General features: G+C 39.4%; 14 protein-coding genes. 1 reads left to right on the top strand and 13 read right to left on the bottom strand.

What is annotated here, in order from left to right:
- Nucleotides 1–140: 140 nt before the first annotated feature.
- Complete coding sequence (locus HMPREF9455_RS01935; RefSeq protein ID WP_006797887.1) at nucleotides 141–1,934, bottom strand: glycoside hydrolase family 15 protein; 1,794 nt, start codon at nucleotides 1,932–1,934, stop codon at nucleotides 141–143.
- A gap of 206 nt (nucleotides 1,935–2,140) precedes the next feature.
- On the opposite strand from HMPREF9455_RS01935, the gene HMPREF9455_RS01930 reads away from it, so the two are divergent.
- On the top strand, nucleotides 2,141–4,330 hold the full coding sequence (locus tag HMPREF9455_RS01930; RefSeq protein ID WP_006797886.1) for a bifunctional alpha,alpha-trehalose-phosphate synthase (UDP-forming)/trehalose-phosphatase: 2,190 nt from the start codon (nucleotides 2,141–2,143) through the stop codon (nucleotides 4,328–4,330).
- Nucleotides 4,331–4,380: 50 nt separating this feature from the next.
- On the opposite strand, the gene HMPREF9455_RS01925 is transcribed toward HMPREF9455_RS01930, so the two are convergent.
- The 12 genes from HMPREF9455_RS01925 to HMPREF9455_RS01870 form a co-directional block, all read right to left on the bottom strand.
- Nucleotides 4,381–5,496 (bottom strand): DEAD/DEAH box helicase, encoded by a 1,116-nt coding sequence (locus HMPREF9455_RS01925; RefSeq protein WP_006797885.1) that lies wholly within the window; start codon nucleotides 5,494–5,496, stop codon nucleotides 4,381–4,383.
- A gap of 197 nt (nucleotides 5,497–5,693) precedes the next feature.
- Nucleotides 5,694–6,917, bottom strand: a complete 1,224-nt coding sequence (locus tag HMPREF9455_RS01920) for a DUF4374 domain-containing protein (protein WP_006797884.1) — start codon at nucleotides 6,915–6,917, stop codon at nucleotides 5,694–5,696.
- 39 nt (nucleotides 6,918–6,956) lie between these two features.
- On the bottom strand, nucleotides 6,957–9,374 hold the full coding sequence (locus tag HMPREF9455_RS01915) for a TonB-dependent receptor (RefSeq protein ID WP_044215402.1): 2,418 nt from the start codon (nucleotides 9,372–9,374) through the stop codon (nucleotides 6,957–6,959).
- A gap of 268 nt (nucleotides 9,375–9,642) precedes the next feature.
- Nucleotides 9,643–10,356, bottom strand: a complete 714-nt coding sequence (locus tag HMPREF9455_RS01910; protein ID WP_006797882.1) for a LytR/AlgR family response regulator transcription factor — start codon at nucleotides 10,354–10,356, stop codon at nucleotides 9,643–9,645.
- Between the two features lie 20 nt (nucleotides 10,357–10,376).
- Nucleotides 10,377–11,450 carry a sensor histidine kinase gene (locus HMPREF9455_RS01905; protein ID WP_006797881.1) on the bottom strand — a complete coding sequence of 358 codons (1,074 nt, stop codon included), beginning with the start codon at nucleotides 11,448–11,450 and terminating at the stop codon, nucleotides 10,377–10,379.
- Nucleotides 11,451–12,239 (bottom strand): sensor histidine kinase, encoded by a 789-nt coding sequence (locus tag HMPREF9455_RS01900; protein ID WP_052303037.1) that lies wholly within the window; start codon nucleotides 12,237–12,239, stop codon nucleotides 11,451–11,453.
- A gap of 367 nt (nucleotides 12,240–12,606) precedes the next feature.
- A complete protein-coding gene (locus tag HMPREF9455_RS01895; protein WP_006797879.1) occupies nucleotides 12,607–14,952 on the bottom strand; it encodes a TonB-dependent receptor in 2,346 nt (781 codons plus the stop codon).
- 25 nt (nucleotides 14,953–14,977) lie between these two features.
- Nucleotides 14,978–15,166, bottom strand: coding sequence for a hypothetical protein (locus HMPREF9455_RS01890; RefSeq protein ID WP_006797878.1), 189 nt, complete (start codon nucleotides 15,164–15,166; stop codon nucleotides 14,978–14,980).
- A 302-nt stretch (nucleotides 15,167–15,468) separates the two neighbouring features.
- Nucleotides 15,469–15,807, bottom strand: a complete 339-nt coding sequence (locus tag HMPREF9455_RS01885; RefSeq protein WP_006797877.1) for a DUF2149 domain-containing protein — start codon at nucleotides 15,805–15,807, stop codon at nucleotides 15,469–15,471.
- On the bottom strand, nucleotides 15,804–16,406 hold the full coding sequence (locus HMPREF9455_RS01880; protein ID WP_006797876.1) for a MotA/TolQ/ExbB proton channel family protein: 603 nt from the start codon (nucleotides 16,404–16,406) through the stop codon (nucleotides 15,804–15,806). The genes HMPREF9455_RS01885 and HMPREF9455_RS01880 overlap by 4 nt, the downstream gene beginning before the upstream one ends.
- A 9-nt stretch (nucleotides 16,407–16,415) precedes the next feature.
- The gene (locus HMPREF9455_RS01875; RefSeq protein ID WP_044215328.1) at nucleotides 16,416–17,132 is read right to left on the bottom strand and encodes a hypothetical protein; all 717 of its coding nucleotides are present in this window, start codon (nucleotides 17,130–17,132) and stop codon (nucleotides 16,416–16,418) included.
- 50 nt (nucleotides 17,133–17,182) lie between these two features.
- On the bottom strand, nucleotides 17,183–21,400 hold the full coding sequence (locus HMPREF9455_RS01870) for a cobaltochelatase subunit CobN (RefSeq protein ID WP_006797874.1): 4,218 nt from the start codon (nucleotides 21,398–21,400) through the stop codon (nucleotides 17,183–17,185).
- Between the last annotated feature and the right edge of the window lie 6 nt (nucleotides 21,401–21,406).

The raw sequence follows: 21,406 nt of genomic DNA, 5'->3' as shown, positions 1-21,406 counted from the left end.
TACCAAAAACGAAAAATTAAATTAAAGGGATAAATGTGGCAATAACATATATAACAAAGAAAATAGCGTATATAATAACAGCAAGAACATTGACCTGATCTTATCGCGTACGAAATTATCTCTTATACAATTATTATAAATCACGCCCTGACAAATTTAGAGAATGGACGCTCATCTGAGAACAACAATGCCGTGTTTATTAATGCCAGATGCGAATAAGCCTGTGGAAAATTACCCAACTGCCTCTTCGTATCAAAATCCAAATCTTCACTGAATAAACCCAAGTGATTTGAATATGTAAGTAATTCATTGAATATCTTCAACGCTTCATCTTTCTCTCCTGTAACATACAATGCACGTATCAGCCAGAATGTACAAATAGTGAAAGAAGAAGACGGTAAACCAAAATCATCCTTATTCTTATAACGGTACATCAACCCGTTGTGAAAAAGCTCTTCTTTTATTTTCTTCACGGTTTTGATAAATTTCTCATTATCCGGTTCAATAAATCCGTACTGTTCCATTAGCAAAAGAGAAGAATCTACATCACAATTATCGTAAGCCTGCGTAAAACTCTGTATATCTTCATTCCATCCATTTGTTAAAACATCGTTTTTTATAAGCTCAGCCTGCTCTTTCCATTCCATCTCATACTCAGGCATATTCAGGAAAGTGGCAATACTAACAGCCCTATCCAGTGCTACCCAGCACATTACTTTCGAAAACACGAAATGCTTTTCCGTATTCCGGAATTCCCAGATACTCTGGTCGGTATTCCGCCATTCTACAGTTACCGTTTTAACGATAGTTTTCACGACTTCCCACATCTCCTCAATTTCGTCCAAAGTACCCGGAAAATGGATATAATAGTTGTAGATAACATCCATAAGATATCCTAACGAATCGTTTTGCCGCTGATTATAAGCCGCATTTCCTATCCTTACAGGCTGAGAATTCTCATATCCTGACAAATGCTCCAGTATTTCTTCCCGGAGAATGCGGTTGCCATCTATCGCGTACATAATCTGGAAAGAATCAGATTTGGATTTCAATATTCTTTTTATGAATCCCATAAATCGCTTTGCGGAAGCCTGATGTCCCATTTTCAGCAAGGTTTCTATCGACATGGAAGCATCCCTTATCCAACAAAAGCGATAGTCCCAGTTGCGCACCTCACCAATCGTTTCGGGCATACTGGTCGTCAGAGCGGCGATTACCGCCCCTGAATCCTGAGTAGACATCAATTTCAATATCAATAAACTACGGGATATAACATCATTGTACTGAACAAATTTACGGGACCGGCTATTCCAGTTGAGCCAGTAGACTTTGGTCCGCTGGTATTCGAGATAAACCCGGTCGATATCTATGGAGACAAGTTTTTGACTGTATGATAACATCAGAAACTCCTCTTTTTCGAGTATCATTTCTTCTTCATTAAGTATCGTATCAAAATCAATACTCGAATACAGATACATATTATCCTTTACATTCTCGCATGAAGATGTTTTTATGCAATCCTCAAATTTACGATGAACGGCTGTTTCTTTTGCATAATTCATTACAGGTTCATATTTGACTCGGAAACGCGGCTTGCCTCCAATTAAGCGGATATAACGGTAAACCTCAGCAGGAAAAAAGTAATCCATTTGCATAGTCCTGTATCTGGGCATAAAATCAAGTACTTCGAAACTTCCTTCTTCCGAGACGAATCTTGTACAAAGAATATTAGTCCCTCTCAGATATTGCTGAGAACATTTATAATCTTCTGATACTATGAAAGCTAAACTTCCTCCCGATTTTTCATCCAGAATTTTAGAAAATACCGATGGTGAATCAAAATTAGGTACGCATAACCAATCTATGCTTCCGTTTTCAGATACTAATGCCGCCGATTTACAATTTCCTATAACTCCGTAATTCAGATTATTCATGTTTTTATTTTTTTTGTTCAGTCTTTATGCCGTTCTTTATGATACAATATAGCCTTTGTTTGAACCAAATACGTTATTTTTCTGTTCTAATTAGTATTAATTCACATTTTTGCTATCATTTATTTCTTCCCTTGTCCCGGAAGAAATGCATTGTCAGGAATATCTCCGGATACTCCGTCAACTTTTAATTATTAAAAATCAAAAAGATGAAACTTATTATTATATCTAACAGGTTACCACTCAAAATAGTTGAAAAAAATAACATATATAAAGTAATATCCAGTCCGGGAGGATTGTCTACCGGCCTCGATTCTTTGGAAATGAAGATGGAAAAACACTGGATCGGCTGGCCGGGAATGTACCTCGATGATTGTAAAGAAAAAGAAATTATAGATAACCAGCTCGAAGAGCAAAACTTCCATCCGGTCTACTTATCTCCTGAACAGATAGAAAACTACTACGAGGGATACAGCAATAGTGTACTTTGGCCGCTCTGCCATTATTTTTCCAACTATATGCATTATGAAAACAAATACTGGGAAGCTTATAAAGAGGTCAATAATTTATTTTGTGAAGCGGCTCTGGAAATTATAGAACCCGGAGATATTGTATGGATACAGGATTATCAGTTGATGTTATTGCCCAAAATGATACGGGATAAAGTATCCGATATCAGCATCGGGTATTTTCATCATATTCCTTTCCCTTCTTACGAACTGTTTCGTGGTTTGCCCGAAAGAGCTGAAATACTGAACGGACTACTGGGCGCAGATTTAGTGGCGTTCCATACTCACAGCTATATGCGCCACTTCATAAGTGCTGTTTACAGGGTATTGAAGCTGGATTGTAACCTGGATGAAATACAAATGGACAGGCGTGTAGTCGATGTAGATGCCTTCCCTATGGGCATCAACTATGATATGTTTCACAATGCTTTATTAGATCCCGATATAAACAAAAATGCAGAAGAGCTGAGAGCCAGCTTCGGCACAGGTAAGCTAATCTTATCTGTAGACAGATTAGACTACAGTAAGGGAATTATGATCCGTCTCAAAAGCTTTGAAAAGTTTCTGGACAATCATCCGGAATATACGGGTAAAGTTTCATTGGTAATGATTGTAGCCCCTTCGCGCGACAATGTGGATATTTATGCCGAACTAAAGAAGGATATAGATATGAAAGTGGGAGCAATCAATGGGAAGCATTCAACAATCGACTGGACTCCTGTTTATTATTTTTACCGTGCATTCAATTTCGAAGAACTGGCTGCCCTTTACCATATAGCAGATATAGCTCTGGTAACCCCGCTACGGGACGGTATGAATCTTGTTGCCAAAGAATATCTGGCGACCAAAAGAAATGAGCCGGGTGTCCTTATTTTGAGTGAAATGGCAGGTGCTTCCATAGAATTGTCAGATGCCATTATAGTGAACCCTACAGATACCAAAGAGATAGAGAATGCAATAGCACAGGCGTTGGAGATGCCTGTTAATGAACAGTTAGAAACGATAGCATCTATGCAGGAAATCATATCTACCCAAACAGTCAATCAATGGGCTAAGGATTTCATTGAAGAGCTGACTGACATAAAATCTAAAAACGATGCATTACAACAAAAGATAGTAGAAAAAACAAACTTCGATATTATCAAGCAGGCATATGATAAAGCTCAGAACAGGCTGATTATACTTGACTATGACGGAACGTTGTCACCATTCAAAAAAGAGCCGATGCAAGCATATCCGACACCCGACCTGCTCAAAATATTGGAAGAGTTAAGCACCTATCCGGGAAATCATGTAGTCATAAGTAGCGGACGCGACAAGCAAACTCTCGATAAATGGCTTGGGCATCTGCCAATAGGACTGGCAGCCGAACATGGCGCCTTTTACCGGGAAGAAGGGATATGGTATCAAACCGCCCAGAAAGTAGAATGGGATGAGGAGATACCAAACATAATCAAACAAACTGTAAAAAGGACTCCGCGTTCGAAAATGGAAGTAAAAGATACGGCACTGGTGTGGCACTACCGGAATGTAGACATCTGGCTTGCCGACCTGCGTGTTACCCAACTTATCAATGCATTATTAAACCCTTGTGCCCGTCACAATTTGCAGATAATGAAAGGCAATAAGATAGTAGAAGTAAAATCCGGCGATATCAGCAAAGGTTCAGAAGCCAGGAGATTGATAGAAAAAGGAAGCTACGACTTCATAATGGCTATAGGAGATGATACCACCGATGAAGAAATGTTTCTGGCATTACCGCAAGATGCGATAACAATTAAAGTTGGCCAGAGTTCCAATGCAGCATTATACAACCTGCCGACACAGGAAGAAACCGTATCATTCCTGAATAAACTAATGGAGAAAAAAAGACTGGTTACATCTAAGTAGCCAGTCCTGATCTTTCGTTTTATCTTCGGACTCCTGTCCGGAAATCCATTTTAAATAGCTACAGGCAATACTATACCTGTCAGCTTTTGAATATCTTTAAGCATCGGACGTTCATCCTCAGCACAGAATGTAAGAGCCGTACCACTATGACCGGCCCTTCCTGTACGTCCTATACGGTGCACATAGGTTTCAGGGACATCAGGCAAATCATAATTGATAACCAGTTCCAACTGATTGACATCTATTCCGCGGGCAGCAATATCAGTAGCAATAAGTACGCGGGTCTTATGCGATTTGAAATTAGCTAATGCTCTTTGACGCGCATTCTGCGATTTGTTCCCGTGAATGGCTTCACTACCAATTCCCGCTTTACATAGCAGACGTGCTATCTTATCGGCTCCATGCTTTGTACGGGAAAATACCAGAACCGATTGTTTCTTATCTTTTTTCAGTAAATTGATAAGCAAATCTTTCTTATCCTGCTTTTCTACAAAGTAAACACTTTGTTCGATCACGTCCACTACGGACGAAACAGGAGCAACTTCCACCCTGACAGGATTCCTTAATATAGAACGTGAAAGTGCGGCTATAGCCGGAGGCATAGTTGCCGAGAAAAACAAAGTCTGCTTATCCTTTGGCAGTTTGGGCAATAAACGCTTTATATCATGTATAAAGCCCATATCCAGCATACGGTCAGCTTCATCAAGTACAAAGTGAGTTATAGCATTCAGGCTTACAAAGCCCTGATTCATTAAGTCCAGTAACCGTCCGGGCGTAGCAACGAGGATGTCGATGCCTTTATGCAGCTCATCTGTCTGGGCCTTTTGCTTCACACCTCCGAATATCACACAATGGCGTAATCCTGTGTACAGGGTATATTCCCTGATGCAATCGTTAATCTGAATTGCAAGTTCACGGGTGGGGGTGATAATCAACGCCCTTATTTCTCTTTTCCTTCCGCTTATTTTATTCTGATATAAATGTTGTATAATCGGAATTGAGAATGCTGCCGTTTTACCTGTTCCGGTCTGCGCCAGGCCAAGCATATCTTGATTTTTGAGAACTACGGGGATTGCATCTTCTTGTATAGGTGTAGGATTTGTATATCCTTTTTCTTGCAGAGCCCTTAATATCGGCTCTATGATATTTAATTCTTGAAATGTCATCTAATATTCAGTCTGCTCTCTTAGCAGTCATCTTTAATTTATTAATGTGCAAAATTGTGGGGGAAATAATCACAGGATAGGACCGACACAAATTATTTTGCGCCACAAAGGTAAGACTAATAATCGATTTAACAACATAAACCTGATTTATTCACCCATATCTCAGGTTTATCGGATCAGAAAGATCAAACAATATTTCAATTAAGTTTAAAAAAGCCACCGACAAAATTAGTAGAAACTTTAGCTCCCCGTTGGGCTGTCGCCGTTTTAGGATCAATACGATAAATATAGACGCCTTCATCCTTCACCTTTACGGGGAAATAAACGTATCCACCATCAACCAAGACAGAAAAACGGCGTCCTCCATCCCCATCATGTACAGGAATCTCCGATATCTTTTTAAATGACTGGTTATTGAGATCTATTATATAGCATGCCAGTGATTTATCTCCCCATCTGTCATTTGCTGTCTGGGGATTGATAGTACTAACCTCGGCGAATACCAGACCGTCACCAATATACTTTACATGGGCAGGTTTCAAGCCTCCCGACTTAGTCTCGAAATCGAAGAAATAATCGTCGAACTCTGTCGTACCTGCCGGTATACGCAAGAATCCGGCTTTCTTAGTGCTCTGTGAATATCCATTAGAAATTGCAGAATTGGACATGATGTACATATCACCCGATTCTACCTTGAATATACCGTTATGTGCATACCACGATCCGGCCGGGCCTGTACGCGTATCTTTCATCACCTTGTCCAATGTCATTTCAGGATAAGAATATACAGCGACATAAGTAGTATCGGTATATTTGGTTTCATACGTCTTCGGATTCATATGGAAGTAAGTCATGTAAATCTTATTACCGCTCATACACAGTCCTGTAATACTCGGCCATTCGAATTGGGAAATAGGCGCTATCGAAGCAGTCTTGCGGCTGGTAATAGCAACGCTGTTAATATCAACATTATAAAACGTTATATTACTTCCCTCTTCGGCATTACCGGGAATTTCTACTCCCATCATACTATTATTGTCAATCTGTGTAAAAGCACTAAGGGACTGATTGAAGGTGAATTCACCTTTTTCAAATAAGTAACCATCCCCTCCCCTTACTACTCCGGTAGTATTGGTAACTCCAAGACCGCCTACACAAAAAATAGTTTGATTGCCTTGCTCATAATCATGGAATCCGCTTTGCTCTATCCCTTTCCCTACGGCATTGATATTCCCCGACATCAGGTCTTCCGCTGTAACGAGATAATAGGCAGTTGTACCACCGGATGTAATACCCAAACTGAGGACATAAGGCGCAAAAGGTATTTCTTCAGTTCCAAATTCATCACCGTCGCATGCCGAAGCAAATAAGACGATGCATCCTATAATTATATATGCTGTAATTTTATTTATATATTTCATGCTCGTTTTCATTAAGTAGATCTGATTGTATAGTTTAGTTTATTTCAGGAAATAACGGAATTTCAGATTAAATGCCCTACCCGGCTTCTGTAATCTGTAGTTATCATATAATTTTTCATCCGTGAAATTCGTACATTCCAGCATAACGCTATAACGCCCGTTCTGCATCGTGTAGCCCAGGGAGATATCATGCGAAGTCTGTTCGGGAATTACATCTTTGGTCGACTTTGCCCCAAGACCGGGAAAAGACAGATAATACTTCCACATATAATTGATCGAATAGTCTAAAGACAATTCTGAATCTTTTAGCCCTATATTCTGAAACTGCACGCCTATATCTCCATGACCGAAAAAGTACGGGATATTAGGCAGGCGACGCTTATAATTGAGATTCTCGGATTTTCCGTTTCCTACATAAGTGCCTGTATTCTCTTCATACTTCTGATTATCCTTTATGTCCTGATAAGTCAGATTAGCTCCCGCATGAAGGCGGTTTTTCCATTGATACTTTATTCCGCCCTCTACACCTTTGGTAAGAACTTTCCCCATATTTTTATAACCGGTAACAGCCGAGGCTTCTGTCAGGTCCTTTAATATAAAGTCTTTCGTATCCCTGTATATAAAGTTACCTTCGAGGAAGATAGTATGTTCTTTTAAATTCTGTTCGAATATAAAACCAAGATTCGCATTATTACTACTCTCCGGTTTCAGATCGGGATTACGCAACTGATTAAGTCCGTCACCGAACATTTCGGTGCTTTCCGGCAAGCGGTAAGCCTTTTCATAAGAAAATTTAGCCTGTAACTTGGGTAAAATAAAATAAGTAAATGCAGCTCCATATCCAACATTTGTTTTATCATCATCTACTTTATCAAGCCTTTCATCTGTCATATACTGATTCACTATCTTATAGGTAGAACTGTTTGTACTGTATAGTTTAGTGAAGACATTGGCATTCCATCTGTCATATTTTACCTGCCAGCCCAGACCTGTTATATTCTTCGTCAACTTTTGAGGTATCTTGTTCGATTCATTGTCAGGATCGACCTTATCATGAATTTTCCGGTTTAAAGATGAAAACACATGATTGAGTGTAACAGACTGATGATTATCTATCATATAGCTGATATTGGCATTGGCGACCCACTCCCTATTCCTTATTTTGGAATCGGTATAGGAATTAGTTCCCCGTTCGCCCTTTGTATCGGAAGGCTCCCATTCGCCCAGCCAATTATAGTTACGCGCCAGAGTATCTGTGCTGAATGAGTTGACCATACTGTATGCTCCATAGAATGAAGCGGATAAGCCTTCAACAAACAGATCATCCTTTTTGTAGCGGATAGACGGTATCATCGACTCACTTTTGGATTTTACGCCACCGTATACAGCATCTATCACAGCACCGGTTTGTACATCTTTATCGTTCTTGGAAAGTATTACTCCGGCTAATAAATAATCAGCATATGATTTATTGGTTATCCCTGTTTCAAATTTTATCCCCATCGACTGATAATCGTCATGGAAACGTTTCACCCATCGTTCTTCGACTGTTTTTCCGTTACTCAAATCCTTAATAGGTGCGAATACCTTATAGTCGTTATCCGAGTAATTGAAGAATGTATTGGCGCGGACGGTAAAGCCTGTTTTCAGGTCAGTATAAGCTCCATTCAGAGATATCCGGTGCGTATTGAATGACCCGATAGAGTATGATGCATCCAGATAGTTGGCATCTTTGCGACTGATGATATTCACCGCTCCGCCCAAGGCATCGGCGCCTAGGCTTACAGGCAGGACACCTTTATAAACTTCGATACGCTCTGCCATATTCACAGAGATATTACTCAGATTGAACGAAGAGCCGAAGTTATCCATCGGAATCCCATCCAGAAAGAATTTCACCTGATTTCCTGAAAAGCCATTGAGACTGAAGTTGTAGTTAGACCCTACTCCTCCGTCTTCCCGGATACGGACACTTGAGATATTGCTCAGCATCTTACTCAGAGGGGCTACAGTATTGTATGACTTTTTAAGGTCGACCACAGTTATAGCATAGGCCTGCTCCTGCTTCTGGCGGGCTTCGGTTTTCCCTTCTACAGCTACTTCATGTAATTCTACGGAATTGTCTATTTCAATATCAGGGACACGGGTAGTTTTACCCGGCTCAACCAATACCTTTACTCTGATCGTCTTTGTCCCCACTCCCGATACTACAATAATTCGATTTCCTGATGGAACATTGACCAGCTTGAAATCTCCTTTTTCATCTGTATATTCACCAATTGTGGTTCCTTCTACCGATATAGCTATCGAATAAACAGCTTTTTTCTGTGAATCTGTTACACGTCCGGTGATAGTTCCACTTTTTGATTGCTGGGCCGATATATTTAATGTATTGCTTATAAAAAACAATAAAAGCAAGGAGCATAAAAAGTTAGCTCCGGATAGTTTATTACTCATTGTTGTTGTTAGAGTCTGTTTTAATTTATGTGCGAATATCATTTCTGAAAGAATTTATCTTTCATTTTCGAACGCGTAAAAGTAATATACAGCCTCTCTCCTCACAATCACCACAAATAGGTATTTATAGTGCATTTAATACCTAAATAGTATGAGTATTTATTATGAGTAAATTTCAGTACTAACATCTATTTAACAACAAGTTAACTCCGATCTAAATATTATACTAATTAATCGTTATTACATTGAATATTCTTCTGACGGAATTTCACTTACTCTTTTTTGATATAAAATCGTTAAAAAAAGATTCTCTGTAAGTATTCCCAATTGCAATTTCATATGTTTTAATGAAAACATCGTTATTATCAAAAGAATCAATTTTATTGATATTTACAATATACGATCTGTTCACTCTCAGAAATATTGTTTTAGGCAATAGGTCATGCATAGTCTTCAGGTTAAGTTTCGTTATTATACGTTGTCCGTCAAGCTGGATAATTACATAGTCCTTCAATCCTTCTATAAAAAGAATATCCGAAAGATTTACCTTAAAATACTTCCTGTCCGATTTCACAAATATATATTCATCCTCTACATTTTCCACACTCTTCTTTTCTTCCGAAACTAACAGTGTGTGATATGCGATAGCCTTATCAACTGCTTTCCTGAACCTTTCACCTTCGATTGGTTTCACCAGGTAATCGATGGCTTCCACCTCATAACTATCCAATGCATATTCCGAATAGGCTGTTGTGAAAATAATCAATGTATTTTTATTTACATTTTTCGCAAACTCTATTCCGGTAATTCCGGACATATGTATATCAAGAAAAATCAGGTTAACCGGATTGTTCAACAAAAATAGAGAGGCAGCCTCAGCACTATTGAAACTATCCAGGAGTTCCAGTTGCGGAACCTGATCTACCAGATTTTTGATTCCTTTGCGAGCTATCGGCTCATCATCGACTATAATACATTTCATATTCCGTGTAATTTTAGTATTTATAATAAATTCAGTTGAAGGTTTACAGTATATGTTGAGTCTGTAATGTTTATTTCCAATGCATAATTTTTACCATACAAAAGGTCGAGGCGACGGCGAATATTTATCAGTCCCAATCCTCCGACTGCCCTTTCCTCCGGTTTCTTCGGTTTTGAATTTTCACAAATGAAATATAAACAGCCATGATCTACATTGAAGTGTAAATGCACGTAGGAAGCGTTGTCGCTATCCGAATTATGCTTCACTGCATTTTCCACAAACGGGATGAATAACAATGGGGGAACTTCTATTGCACCTATATTCCCTTCTTCCGATATTGTATAACCAAAGTAATCGCGACGTGTTTTTTCCAAATCAAGAAATCGTGTAAGAAATTGGATATCGGCACTCAGAGATACTTTATCTTTCGAACTGTCATCTATCTGGTAACGTAACATGTCTTCCAGTTTAGTCAGTATTTCCGATGCCGTATCGGGATCTTCATCCACCATAATATTGGCATTATTGAGCATATTAAACAAAAAATGCGGATTGATTTGACTCTTGAGTATTTTCAGTTCAGAATTGAGTGTTGCAGATTCCAGTTCATCTATATGTTGGTTATAAGTTATCCAATTTTTCAGGAGAAAAAATGCTGTCGTCCCCATAAATAACAGACTGAAAGCTACTATTGCTGATGAAATGTTAAGTATATCAATGGAAAGCACTTGTTTTTCCGTTTCCACCATGTTATTTATTTTGAAAAAATATTGCTGTACAAATAATATGCAAAATAAAGTAAGGAATACCATAAATATCAGCGAAAGCAGATATAACAGGAGCCTGTTTTTCAAGAGCAAATAAGGAACAAAAATATATAAGTTAGCATATATCGCGCCGACAAATACCAGCATGTAGATTATCCAGCCATAAAGCATACTGAAATTAACTGTATATTTTTCAGGTATATACCAAATAAAGTTGAGTGTAATTACCGATATGATAATGAATAGTAATATATGCCTGCAAATTCTGAAACGAGAATCTACCAGAAGCGCAGGAATTATGTCATCCGCTATTTTTAATTTATTCATTTATTCTAAGTTCAATTCTAATTTTATCATGTTACTTTCATTTCCGGAGTTGACAATATTTAAAGAATATTTGTCGGGGAATAAGAGATTGAGACGTCGTTTGATATTTAACAAATCAGGACTATTTACTGATACTTCATTAGTACTGTTACACCAAAAGTTGATGGTATTACTAATTGCTTCAAAACGAACCTTCAATAGATAATTTCCCCCTTCCCCTTTTGATATATGACTAATACTATTTTGAACAAAAGGTATAAATAAAAGTGGGGGAAGGAATGTCCTGTTAACATTTCCTTCTATTACAACTTCGAACATGAAGTCATCACAAAACAAGTGTCGTAAATTCAAATAATTCTGAATAAAATTTATTTCCGAATTCAATAAAACCTTATCTCTGCCACAGTCGTATAATTGATAACGGAGTATCATACTCAATTTCATCAGCATTTCATTAGCTTTCTTCGGTTCGGATTTTACTAAAACACTTGTACGATTGAGTATTTTAAATAAAAAATCAGGTGTTATCTGATCTTTCAGTTGTTCCAATTCTGACTGTATATGTTCTTTTTCGAGACGGGAAATACGTTGATTATCTATCACCCAATGCTTAATTAACACACTGACAGACGCACCCGCAATACACAATGTAATAGTTATAAATGCAGACGATATATCTATTAACATAGTATTCTCAGGGTTGAAGATTGAGGTCGGTGCCGGAGCCGTTTGTAAGAATAATAAAGCGAGATATTCAAAACTATACTGAACCAACAATAACAATGCCATTGATAATAACATAAAGGTCAAGAACAAAATATATTTTTTCTTTAAAAAATATTTCGGAATTAAAACAAATAGATTGAAGTATCCCACTGTACAATAGGATATCATGTAAATAATACAAAGAAAGAATATACCTGATCTGCTTTTAACAATACCGTAATCGAATACACTAAATGCCTGGTTGATTGATATAATCGAAATACTCAATATCAGTATAAGGTGCCTCCATATTCGAAACCCAGGATCGATGAGAAATCTGTACAAAACTGAAGAATTGTTTCTATCTATATATAACATCATATTTAAAAAAAAGATCGTTCATACTGCTAAGTTAAAAAAAATCAGGTACTCATATTATTAAAAGTAGAAGTTAAAAATTTATTTTATAACTTACATTCGGTATTGATGTAGAACCACTTTTTTTCTCTATTACATCTGTCTTGTAATTATATTCATATCCGTAATATTCTTTTGCTCCGGTCAGATTTATCGTTTTTATGGCAAATTCGTGCGATACTTTTTTCTTGTTGATCTTATAACTGATTGTCGCATTAGCAATAAACATAGGAGAATATTGCTTAGAAAAGGCCTTATTTTCATCATATTGCACTTCCCTATCCGGATGATTCATTGTAGCTTCTTCATCAATAGGAGAATAACGGTCTCCACCTTGAAGTGTAAATTTGAGATTAGCACTTAGTATGTTTTGTTTATTGCTTCCCAGCATCCATTCTTTACCGATCAGTGTATTTAGTATAAAACCTCTGTTAAACTTCGTATTATGCCAAACTCCGTCTCCACCGCAATATTTAGAATTAAAGGCCGAACCTGTGATCATGTAGTATAACCCGTTCGTAAGGTACTTTTCCAATGTAATATCTACACCGACATTACGCCCCTTACCTTTGTTTACCAATGCATTCTTCACATAAAACTCATTTCTGTTCAGTACAGAATATGAACTGTCGGCCATAACCGGGACATTATACAGGTGTTGAAAATAAGGCTCTATTCTAAGGTTCATATCATTAGATATTTTATAATTATAGGTAAACATGATATGGTGGGATTTTGTAAAATCCAGATTTTTATTTACCAATTTATCGCCTGTCTTATTTGTTTTCGCAAAATAGACATCCATCTTCTCCATGCGGCTATGTAATCCATAGGCTAAAGCGAAAGACGATTTTGAGTCTGTCTGCCATTTCATTCCCATACGAGGCTCTATAGTCCAGCTATTGTTTAAAGTAAGTATCTGAGCATCCACTCCAAAATTTAGTGAAATCTTATCATTTAATGCCAGCGATGAGCTATTGTATCCGGATATAAGTTCGGTATTGCCCTCTCCTTTTGTGATATTCTCCATAGGGCGGTCTAAGAAAGGAGATAAGTCCATACTCATATCATAGTACATTTTGGTGAATGTAAATCCAGTTTTATTAGTAAATTTTTTATTAAACTTGCGGTTAAATGATGTCGTGAAAACAAGGTTAGTATTGCTTCTTTCCATTTTCATATATGGAGTATGATTCATTCCTGTATCGAAAATATCCTCCCATGCATCATGGTTAAAGTAAGTGGCCGCTATAGTTGTTTTCCACCGAGTATTATTGTCAAAGAAATAACGGTGGCTTATACCGACAGACACCATATTTTGTTTCGCTGTAGATTTTTTTGCATCATCATTTTTTTCCCATTTATTAGGATCTTCCTCAAAATCAGTTACGATTTTATCTACCAAGCCTGTTCCCCAGACGGAAAATATACCTACTTTTTTTGTTGGAAGATTTACTTTAAAGTTCAAATCCTGATAATCCAAATCTCCACCTAAATTCAAAAGAGATGTTGTTGAATAGCGATAATTGAAAATATATGATGCATTGTGCTTCTTACTTAATGGACCTTCAGAAGCAAAATCGATCCCCAATATCCCGAGCTGGAATGTATTTTCATATTTCTGGTTATTTCCGTTTCTCAATTTCATATCAAATACTCCCGACACGGCATTACTATATTCGGAAGGAAAAGCACCAGTGAAGAAATCCGAGTTACCCAATACATTACTGCTCAAGGAGGATAATATACCTCCTCCTAATGTGGAAATATCTGCGAAATGATTTGGATTAGGGATCTCGACATCTTCCAAACGCCATTGCAAAAGATGCGGGGCATTCCCATGAATGGATATACCATTATTCGATACACTAGGCGACACTCCGGCAAAAGCCCCCACCAGACGAGCAGGATCATCCATTCCTCCGGCATAACGGCTTGCTTCTTCTACGCTAAGCATCCGGGCTCCTGTAGTCGCCATTTCGTTAAGCGGTAGTGTTTTATTGGTGCGGGAATAAATCATAACTTCATCCAGTTCCTTTATATTCTCTTTCATTTGTATCTCCAGATAAACCTCCTTTGCCGAAGTAATCAATATTTCACGATAAACACTCGGCTCATACCCTACAAATGTAGCTTGTACCGTATGCCTGCCCACAGGTACATTATTCAGGACAAACTTACCATCTTCATCTGCTGTAACGCCAATTTCAGGTTTGTCAAGAAGTCCGATGGAAACATAAGACAGAGGGGCACCCGATGCCCTGTCTGTTACAATACCACGTATTGTCTGAGTTCGCAATCCATTAGTCTGGGCTGAGAAGCCAACCGGATACAATAAACAAATAAGTATAGTAATAATTGATTTTAATTTGAGATGCATAGCTGTTAGTTTTATATAGTTATTATTAGTTATCTTTTTTATTTTTGATGAAACTCATCACCTTGTATATCTTGTCAAAAGCACTCATTGCCCCGCCTGACTGAGATAGTTCATTGCTGAAGATCATCTCAAAAGCATCCAATACCTTTTTGCAATTGGTTAAGTTAACTCCGGACACCTCTGATACTTTCATTATTGTTTCTTTCTTATTCATAATGGTTTTGTTTTTGATTCTGATACGAAAGTAGGGTTTGATGCAGACTGGAATCTGAATAGTAGACGAAAGAAGGCTTTTTGTATACGAACTGTAGTATTAAGTATATCAAAGTATTTCGCAATTTAGCAGAGGATTGCCATTATAAAATCACTCTTAGCCTGCTTTATAAAACAAAGCAGGCTACTCTATAGCAGCCTGTCAATTGGTATTTGATTGGTAAAAAAAGAACTACAAGCTATACAGCCTGTAGTTCCTTGTCGATTAATAGTATTTAATGAAGAGCGTACTCTTTATCTATATCATTCGGGCACATAGATTATTTCCCCATTCTCCAATTCGTAGGCTATACCCACCTTCTTACCTTTTTGCTGCGGAGAAGACTGATCCTGAGAAGGGGTATATTTGTTTATCTTATTCCCCTCTTTGGTAATGATCTCCATGTTATCTTTACCCGGATTTTTCACAATCGTATAGTCCTCTTGTGTAAAAACCTCTGTCATATTCATATGCATCACCATGGCCACCATCAGAGCCACAGCAAAAACCATTGCCACATCGAAAAGATTAACTATCACACTTAGCGGATCGGTGTCCTCTTCTTTCGAAAACTTGCTGATTCTTCTTTGCCTCCGTCTCATACCTGCTCTTCTTTTTCGGTTAATATCCTCGACACATAATCGAGATTATTCACATCCTTGGCATACCAGCGTTGCTTGAACTGAAGCGTAACCAGACCTACTGCGCTCACCACAAGCCCCACAACCGTAGTCGCAAATACGACCTGCATATTGTAAGCCATACCCGATATATCTCCCGTAGACAACCCTACCAAAGCCGGACTCATGGCTATCAACGTACCGATAAGACCAAGTACGGGCCCCATCTTGGCAAGAAGTTTCGATAGAGATGCATCTTTCTCCGCTTCATTCTCAAAGTTAGAGATCAGATAATCTGAATAGGCATCGCTGGCGGGAGTGGTAAGCAAATCGCGAAGATATCTGACAAACAAAGAGTTGTCTTTTTCGGGCAAAGAGCTTTTCAGCGTATCTATGTTTGTTATGCTTAGATTTTTAATCTTATCGTTCAGTTCTTTATCATTTTTCCTTTTTACCATAAACTGATTGTAGAAACTACCAATTAGCAGTAGTGAACGTGCAAAAAGAAATAACAGGATAATAATGTCGGGTATAAGTAAACTATTGGCTACCCAGAATAATACTTTTGAAATTACTTCCATTAATAATTCTTATTTAGTTGGTTGTGATAATTTGTTCTTTGATTCTTTCTTTTGTCGGATAATCCATTTTACCTTATTCCAGAAAAAGCCCAGCACAAAGGCTGTACTAAACAATCCCAAAGACAGCAATAAGGCCTTAATATTCAGTTGTTCTTCTACTGCGGCATAAGTCACATTGCCATTCACGGTAGTTATCAGACCTATAATGCAGACAAAAAGGCTGACAAGGAAATACACCTCCAGTCTTAGTTCCTTTTCATGATAAATATACCTGACCAGATAGCTCAATGCGGGTAAAATAAGGAGAGCGGCCGCAGCCAAGATGTAGGATATGGCATCGAAATCCGTTCCCGGAAAACTGAATATCAGTTGAGTGAGGAGATAGAATAGTACGGGGAATATAAGTAAACTAGGATACCAATAGAGAGGTTGTATCCACCGTTTCACCTTCTTCCCGAACATATCCCGTAAGGCGGCAAAGCAGAAAGCAAAGCAAATAGCCGACTCAATGGTAATGAGTACGGCAGCATCCTGCATCACCTTTATGTTTTTGAGGTAGTCAGCCAATTGGGTCTTCGACTGCATGGTGGCATACTGACACGTCCACAGGACGAAAACAGCACAAATCAGACCGAATATAGCTGCCTGCCAAGGCTTCCAGAAACTTAGTTTTACAATGCAATTTATAACAATAAAAAGCATTAATATCTGTATAATTAATTCCATAAAATAAAAGGTCGGAGAAATCGTACAGACAACGTCTCCGACCTCTATATTTAGTTATTACTCTTACGTTTTTTGCGCAGTACGAACAATAGTGCAAGGAATGCAAGCAGAACGACTGCAACAACAATGATACCGTTCAATGAGTTTTCTTCGCCATTGTCAGACTGGCTCATCGAGTCTTTTTTCAGCACAGTTCCACTCTTGTTAATGTCGGATGACGCATCTGCGGTCTTCATCTTCTGAAGCTGTTGCTTATAGCCTGCCGCATTCTCAGGGGTAGATTTCTGTGCGATGAAATCCTGTAACTTCGCATTCGAACCCGAAAAGCCTGATCCTGTTGCGCCGAATTCATTTACCAAGTCGGTATGTAGTTTGGCCACATCTGCCAGTTGCTGTTCCGATGCTTTCCACATACCCTTACGGGCGGTTTCCAACATTACGGCGGTAATCTCCTGCATAGCAGCCGGATTTTCTTGTTTGAAGAAACCCTGAACACCCAGATTGTGAGAATCCTTTACATATACATCATACAGTTCGTCCCACATCTCGTTGTCGATAACGTCGGGCTTCATTACATTCCATGCATAGGTATTGGTCACTACTTCAGTTATTTGTGCGGCACTCGATGCCTTACCTTTCATTACTTCCTTGATGTAAGCCGGATTGAAAACCGTAGAGCGAGACTCTACGCCGATAGCTTCTTTCAGTTCTTGCATCTTGGCATTGTTGCGGTTGCGATAATCGGCAAAGTAAGCATCCGGGTCTTTGCCCGTTACTTCACGAACAGCCAGATTCATCCCTCCCATAAATTCATATACATGGTCAAGGCTCAATGCTCCCCATGTATTGCTTTGACGAGGCTGTACTACAACATCCGTATTGTGAAGCACTGCACGAAGAAGTCCCGCTTTGTATTCGCCCCACTCTTTATCGCTTCCGTACACTGCACCCATATTATTGATGTAGGTATCGGCTATTTCTTTCTCGCTCTCCCATTTGTCGCCACTGGTAACCATGCCCTGAATGCCTGTACCATACATACCGTTGATACCTCCAAACACACGCTGGGTAGACATTTCACGCGCATTCTTTGGCGGTATGCCCTGCTCTACAAGCTGACGCTCGATCTCGGTTGTACTGGTAGATACATAGTTGCCATTCTTATCATCCTTGGCCGAAGCTGCCATTTCCACAGCACGCGTAATCAGAGACAGGCGGGATGCAGCCAGATCGCGGAACTGACCCGATGTCTGCACTACAACATCGATACGAGGACGTCCCAAAGTCTCGGACGAAATCAATTGAATGTCCGATACCCTGCCAAAAGCATCACGCACCGGCTCTATACCGAGCATGTAAAGAGCCTGCGCAATAGTAGTTCCTTCGCTTTCGATAAACTCACTGCTCCAGAATGTATAGCTCACTTTCTTCGGATATTCTCCATGCTGTGTCTTATACTGATCCAGTGTTGCATTTACAAGGGCGATTCCTTTGTCCCAAGCCACTTCCGATGGTGTAGCCTCTGCATTTATAGAATACAGATTGCGCCCTGTAGGCACAGCATTCGGATTTGCCACTGCATCGCCACCCGATGATGGAGCGATATAGCCACCCGATAGTGCATTTAGGATAGATTTTAGTTCCAATTCGGGACTCTGTACCAATGCATTCTTATAGTTGACAATATTATTGATCGTGCGTTCTACTTCTGTAATAGCACGGGCACGGTCCTTTTGCTCTTTTGTATATTCGGGCTTCTTAGGCTTTTCTGCGGGTTTAGGAGTTTCCTCTTTTTTGTTTTTCGTTTCCTCTGGTCTTTCTCCTATTTTGGGTATCCACGAAGGATGCCCCCCACCCGATTTGGCAGCAGGTTTTGCATTTGCACCAGAAGATGCTGCCATTGCCATCATACCGCGCCGTGGCGGTGTCAGCATTTTTTTTGCTTCGCCGAGATCTTTTGTCTGAATACCCGCCACTTGGCAAACGAATGTGCTGTCTACTGTTTTGCCATTCAATACCTGATTTACCAATATTTTGGCAGGTTCTAAATAACGCTGAGTGAATACAACTTTATTTTTCAATTGCTGTTCGGTTACTTTACCTCGCTGTTTGTCGAGTGCTGCCAAACTGTATGCAATAGGGTCGGCACTCATAGCCAATACAGACGATTTTATCTTTTCAGCATCGTAAGGTATTCCTGTGGTGTACAATTGGCCTGTCATCTTCTCGTTGGCAATCTCTTCCGAGAAATTTTCGATGCGTTCTATATCTGCCGTAGTGTAGGGAGAGGTAAGAACACTGTCTAATCGCAATTCGCGGTGTAATCCCATCTGCACGGCAATTTTCTTCACGGCTAGCGAAGCTTTTGACTGATGAGCCTCATCGATCTTGTAATAATCTCGGATTTTATCCTGTAAAGATTTGAACTGCGAACGGGTATTGCTCTCCATAAACGGCGGTGTCAGGTACGATAGCGTGGTAGCATACGAACGGCGTTTGGCCATCATACTTTCTCCGATATTGCCAATGGTATAATAGTAGAAGTGCGGGATAGTCCCTACCAGACGGTCAGGCCAGTCGTTGCTGCTCAACGCTACTTGCTTTTGAGGTGTAAATTCCAAACTGCCATGTGTGCCGAAATGCAGCATAGCATCGGCTTTGAACGCATACTGCGACCACAGATATGCTCCGATGTATGTGTGCGGAGGTGCTGATTTAGCTCCGTGGACAATGGCAAAGGCATCACCCCCCAGTGCAGCCATAGGCTGAGGCAGGAGTGCTATATTTCCGAGTTGGATACGGGCAACTGCCAGATAATATTTGTTATCCTTGTGAACACTCATATATGCTCCGGGAGCTTCTCCGTATGTATTTACGACATCGGCATAGAGTTCGTCCGAAAGCGATTGATGTATCCAAGATTCATATTCCGATTTTTCGACCAATGCCGGTTTTCCGTTTTTCAGATAATTGTCGAATGCCCCTTCGGCATAGGTGCTTAGGATTGCACCCTGAGCCATGAGCAGCTTTTCGAACTCCGGCTCCGTTGCAGGCAGATTGTCTACTTTATAGCCTTCAGCCTTTAGTCGCTTCAGCAAGTTGTAGAGTGATGGAACTGTTTCCAATCCCTGAGCTGTCAACGTTTCCTGTCCTGCTCCTTTGAAGTAATAGATAGCAACTTTCTTATCTGTATTACTTTTTCTCTTCAGGTTGATGAAATTATTGACAATCTGTGTCAGATTCTTCAACCTGTCGGGTATAGCCTTGAATAGATATAAGCCGTCTTTATCAACTTCCTGAGCATTGACAACATACGGATAGATGGCTCCGTCCAATTCGGGCATGACTACGCTCTGAGACATGAATCCGCCAAACATTCCCATCGGGTCTTTCATCCAATCTTCTTTCGTTTGCAAGATAGTAAGAGGTGAGAATATAGGTATATTCCTTTCTTTGAGCCACTCCACAGCAGCATCTGCCTGCCCCATAGCCAAACGGCCATGTGCATAATATACTACCGCATCGGGTTGTATTTGTTTCAGAAAATCGATACGCTTCATGGCTGAAGAAACAGGGTAAACGTTCATCCCTGCATTTTGGAACGAAACGATCATGCTGTCTATATTTGCCCTGTTTCCACTAAAAGGATCGTTAAGTCCGCCTACTATGGCAATCTTAGCCCCGCCTTCTTTATAGAAGTTATGTTCTTTGATATATTTTTCATATTCACCCACCGTATTGAACGATACATTCTCATCTAAATGATAAAGCACATCGGATGCACTTTCGACTACCGAATCGGCTGGAGTAACAAAGAATGACTTTTTATCGATATGCTGACGGATATACCTTGCCAGATTCTGATAATTCTTTCTATTTCCATTGCTGATATATGAAGAAACGCTCTCTTTCTGTATACTATCGAGATTGCATATATTATTGTCGGGATTGGTAGCAGCGTATATATAAATAGGAACTCCATTATCGGCTGCATTTTGTATTTCGGCACGTTGCTCTGCCGAAATATTCATTCCCATACCGAATCCCAGGACGAAATCATACTTTTTCAGTTTGTCGAGATCATCAAGAGATACCTCTTCAAAACTTATAAAATCATCTGTGTTTGATTTTATAAGGCTGGTGACCTGAAACTGCTGAAAATTGACAAGACCGATCTTGGTGGTGGAAACAAGCTTACCCCAAACTATCCATCCGGCAATAATTAGCAATACAGCGCATATTATAATTATAAGTTTTGACTTAGACATACTTCG

The organism is Dysgonomonas gadei ATCC BAA-286 (assembly GCF_000213555.1).
GTDB lineage: Bacteria > Bacteroidota > Bacteroidia > Bacteroidales > Dysgonomonadaceae > Dysgonomonas > Dysgonomonas gadei.
This window is presented reverse-complemented; position numbering and strand designations above follow the sequence as displayed.

Excerpts from the sequence above, each read along its gene's own strand:
- HMPREF9455_RS01930 (WP_006797886.1), top strand. The coding sequence starts at position 2,141 with ATGAAACTTATTATTATATCTAACAGGTTACCACTCAAAATAGTTGAA.
- HMPREF9455_RS01870 (WP_006797874.1), bottom strand. The coding sequence starts at position 21,400 with ATGTCTAAGTCAAAACTTATAATTATAATATGCGCTGTATTGCTAATT.
- HMPREF9455_RS01880 (WP_006797876.1), bottom strand. The coding sequence starts at position 16,406 with ATGGAAGTAATTTCAAAAGTATTATTCTGGGTAGCCAATAGTTTACTT.
- HMPREF9455_RS01910 (WP_006797882.1), bottom strand. The coding sequence starts at position 10,356 with ATGAAATGTATTATAGTCGATGATGAGCCGATAGCTCGCAAAGGAATC.
- HMPREF9455_RS01920 (WP_006797884.1), bottom strand. The coding sequence starts at position 6,917 with ATGAAATATATAAATAAAATTACAGCATATATAATTATAGGATGCATC.
- HMPREF9455_RS01890 (WP_006797878.1), bottom strand. The coding sequence starts at position 15,166 with ATGAATAAGAAAGAAACAATAATGAAAGTATCAGAGGTGTCCGGAGTT.
- HMPREF9455_RS01900 (WP_052303037.1), bottom strand. The coding sequence starts at position 12,239 with ATGGCATTGTTATTGTTGGTTCAGTATAGTTTTGAATATCTCGCTTTA.
- HMPREF9455_RS01895 (WP_006797879.1), bottom strand. The coding sequence starts at position 14,952 with ATGCATCTCAAATTAAAATCAATTATTACTATACTTATTTGTTTATTG.
- HMPREF9455_RS01885 (WP_006797877.1), bottom strand. The coding sequence starts at position 15,807 with ATGAGACGGAGGCAAAGAAGAATCAGCAAGTTTTCGAAAGAAGAGGAC.
- HMPREF9455_RS01875 (WP_044215328.1), bottom strand. The coding sequence starts at position 17,132 with ATGGAATTAATTATACAGATATTAATGCTTTTTATTGTTATAAATTGC.
- HMPREF9455_RS01925 (WP_006797885.1), bottom strand. The coding sequence starts at position 5,496 with ATGACATTTCAAGAATTAAATATCATAGAGCCGATATTAAGGGCTCTG.
- HMPREF9455_RS01935 (WP_006797887.1), bottom strand. The coding sequence starts at position 1,934 with ATGAATAATCTGAATTACGGAGTTATAGGAAATTGTAAATCGGCGGCA.
- HMPREF9455_RS01905 (WP_006797881.1), bottom strand. The coding sequence starts at position 11,450 with ATGAATAAATTAAAAATAGCGGATGACATAATTCCTGCGCTTCTGGTA.
- HMPREF9455_RS01915 (WP_044215402.1), bottom strand. The coding sequence starts at position 9,374 with ATGAGTAATAAACTATCCGGAGCTAACTTTTTATGCTCCTTGCTTTTA.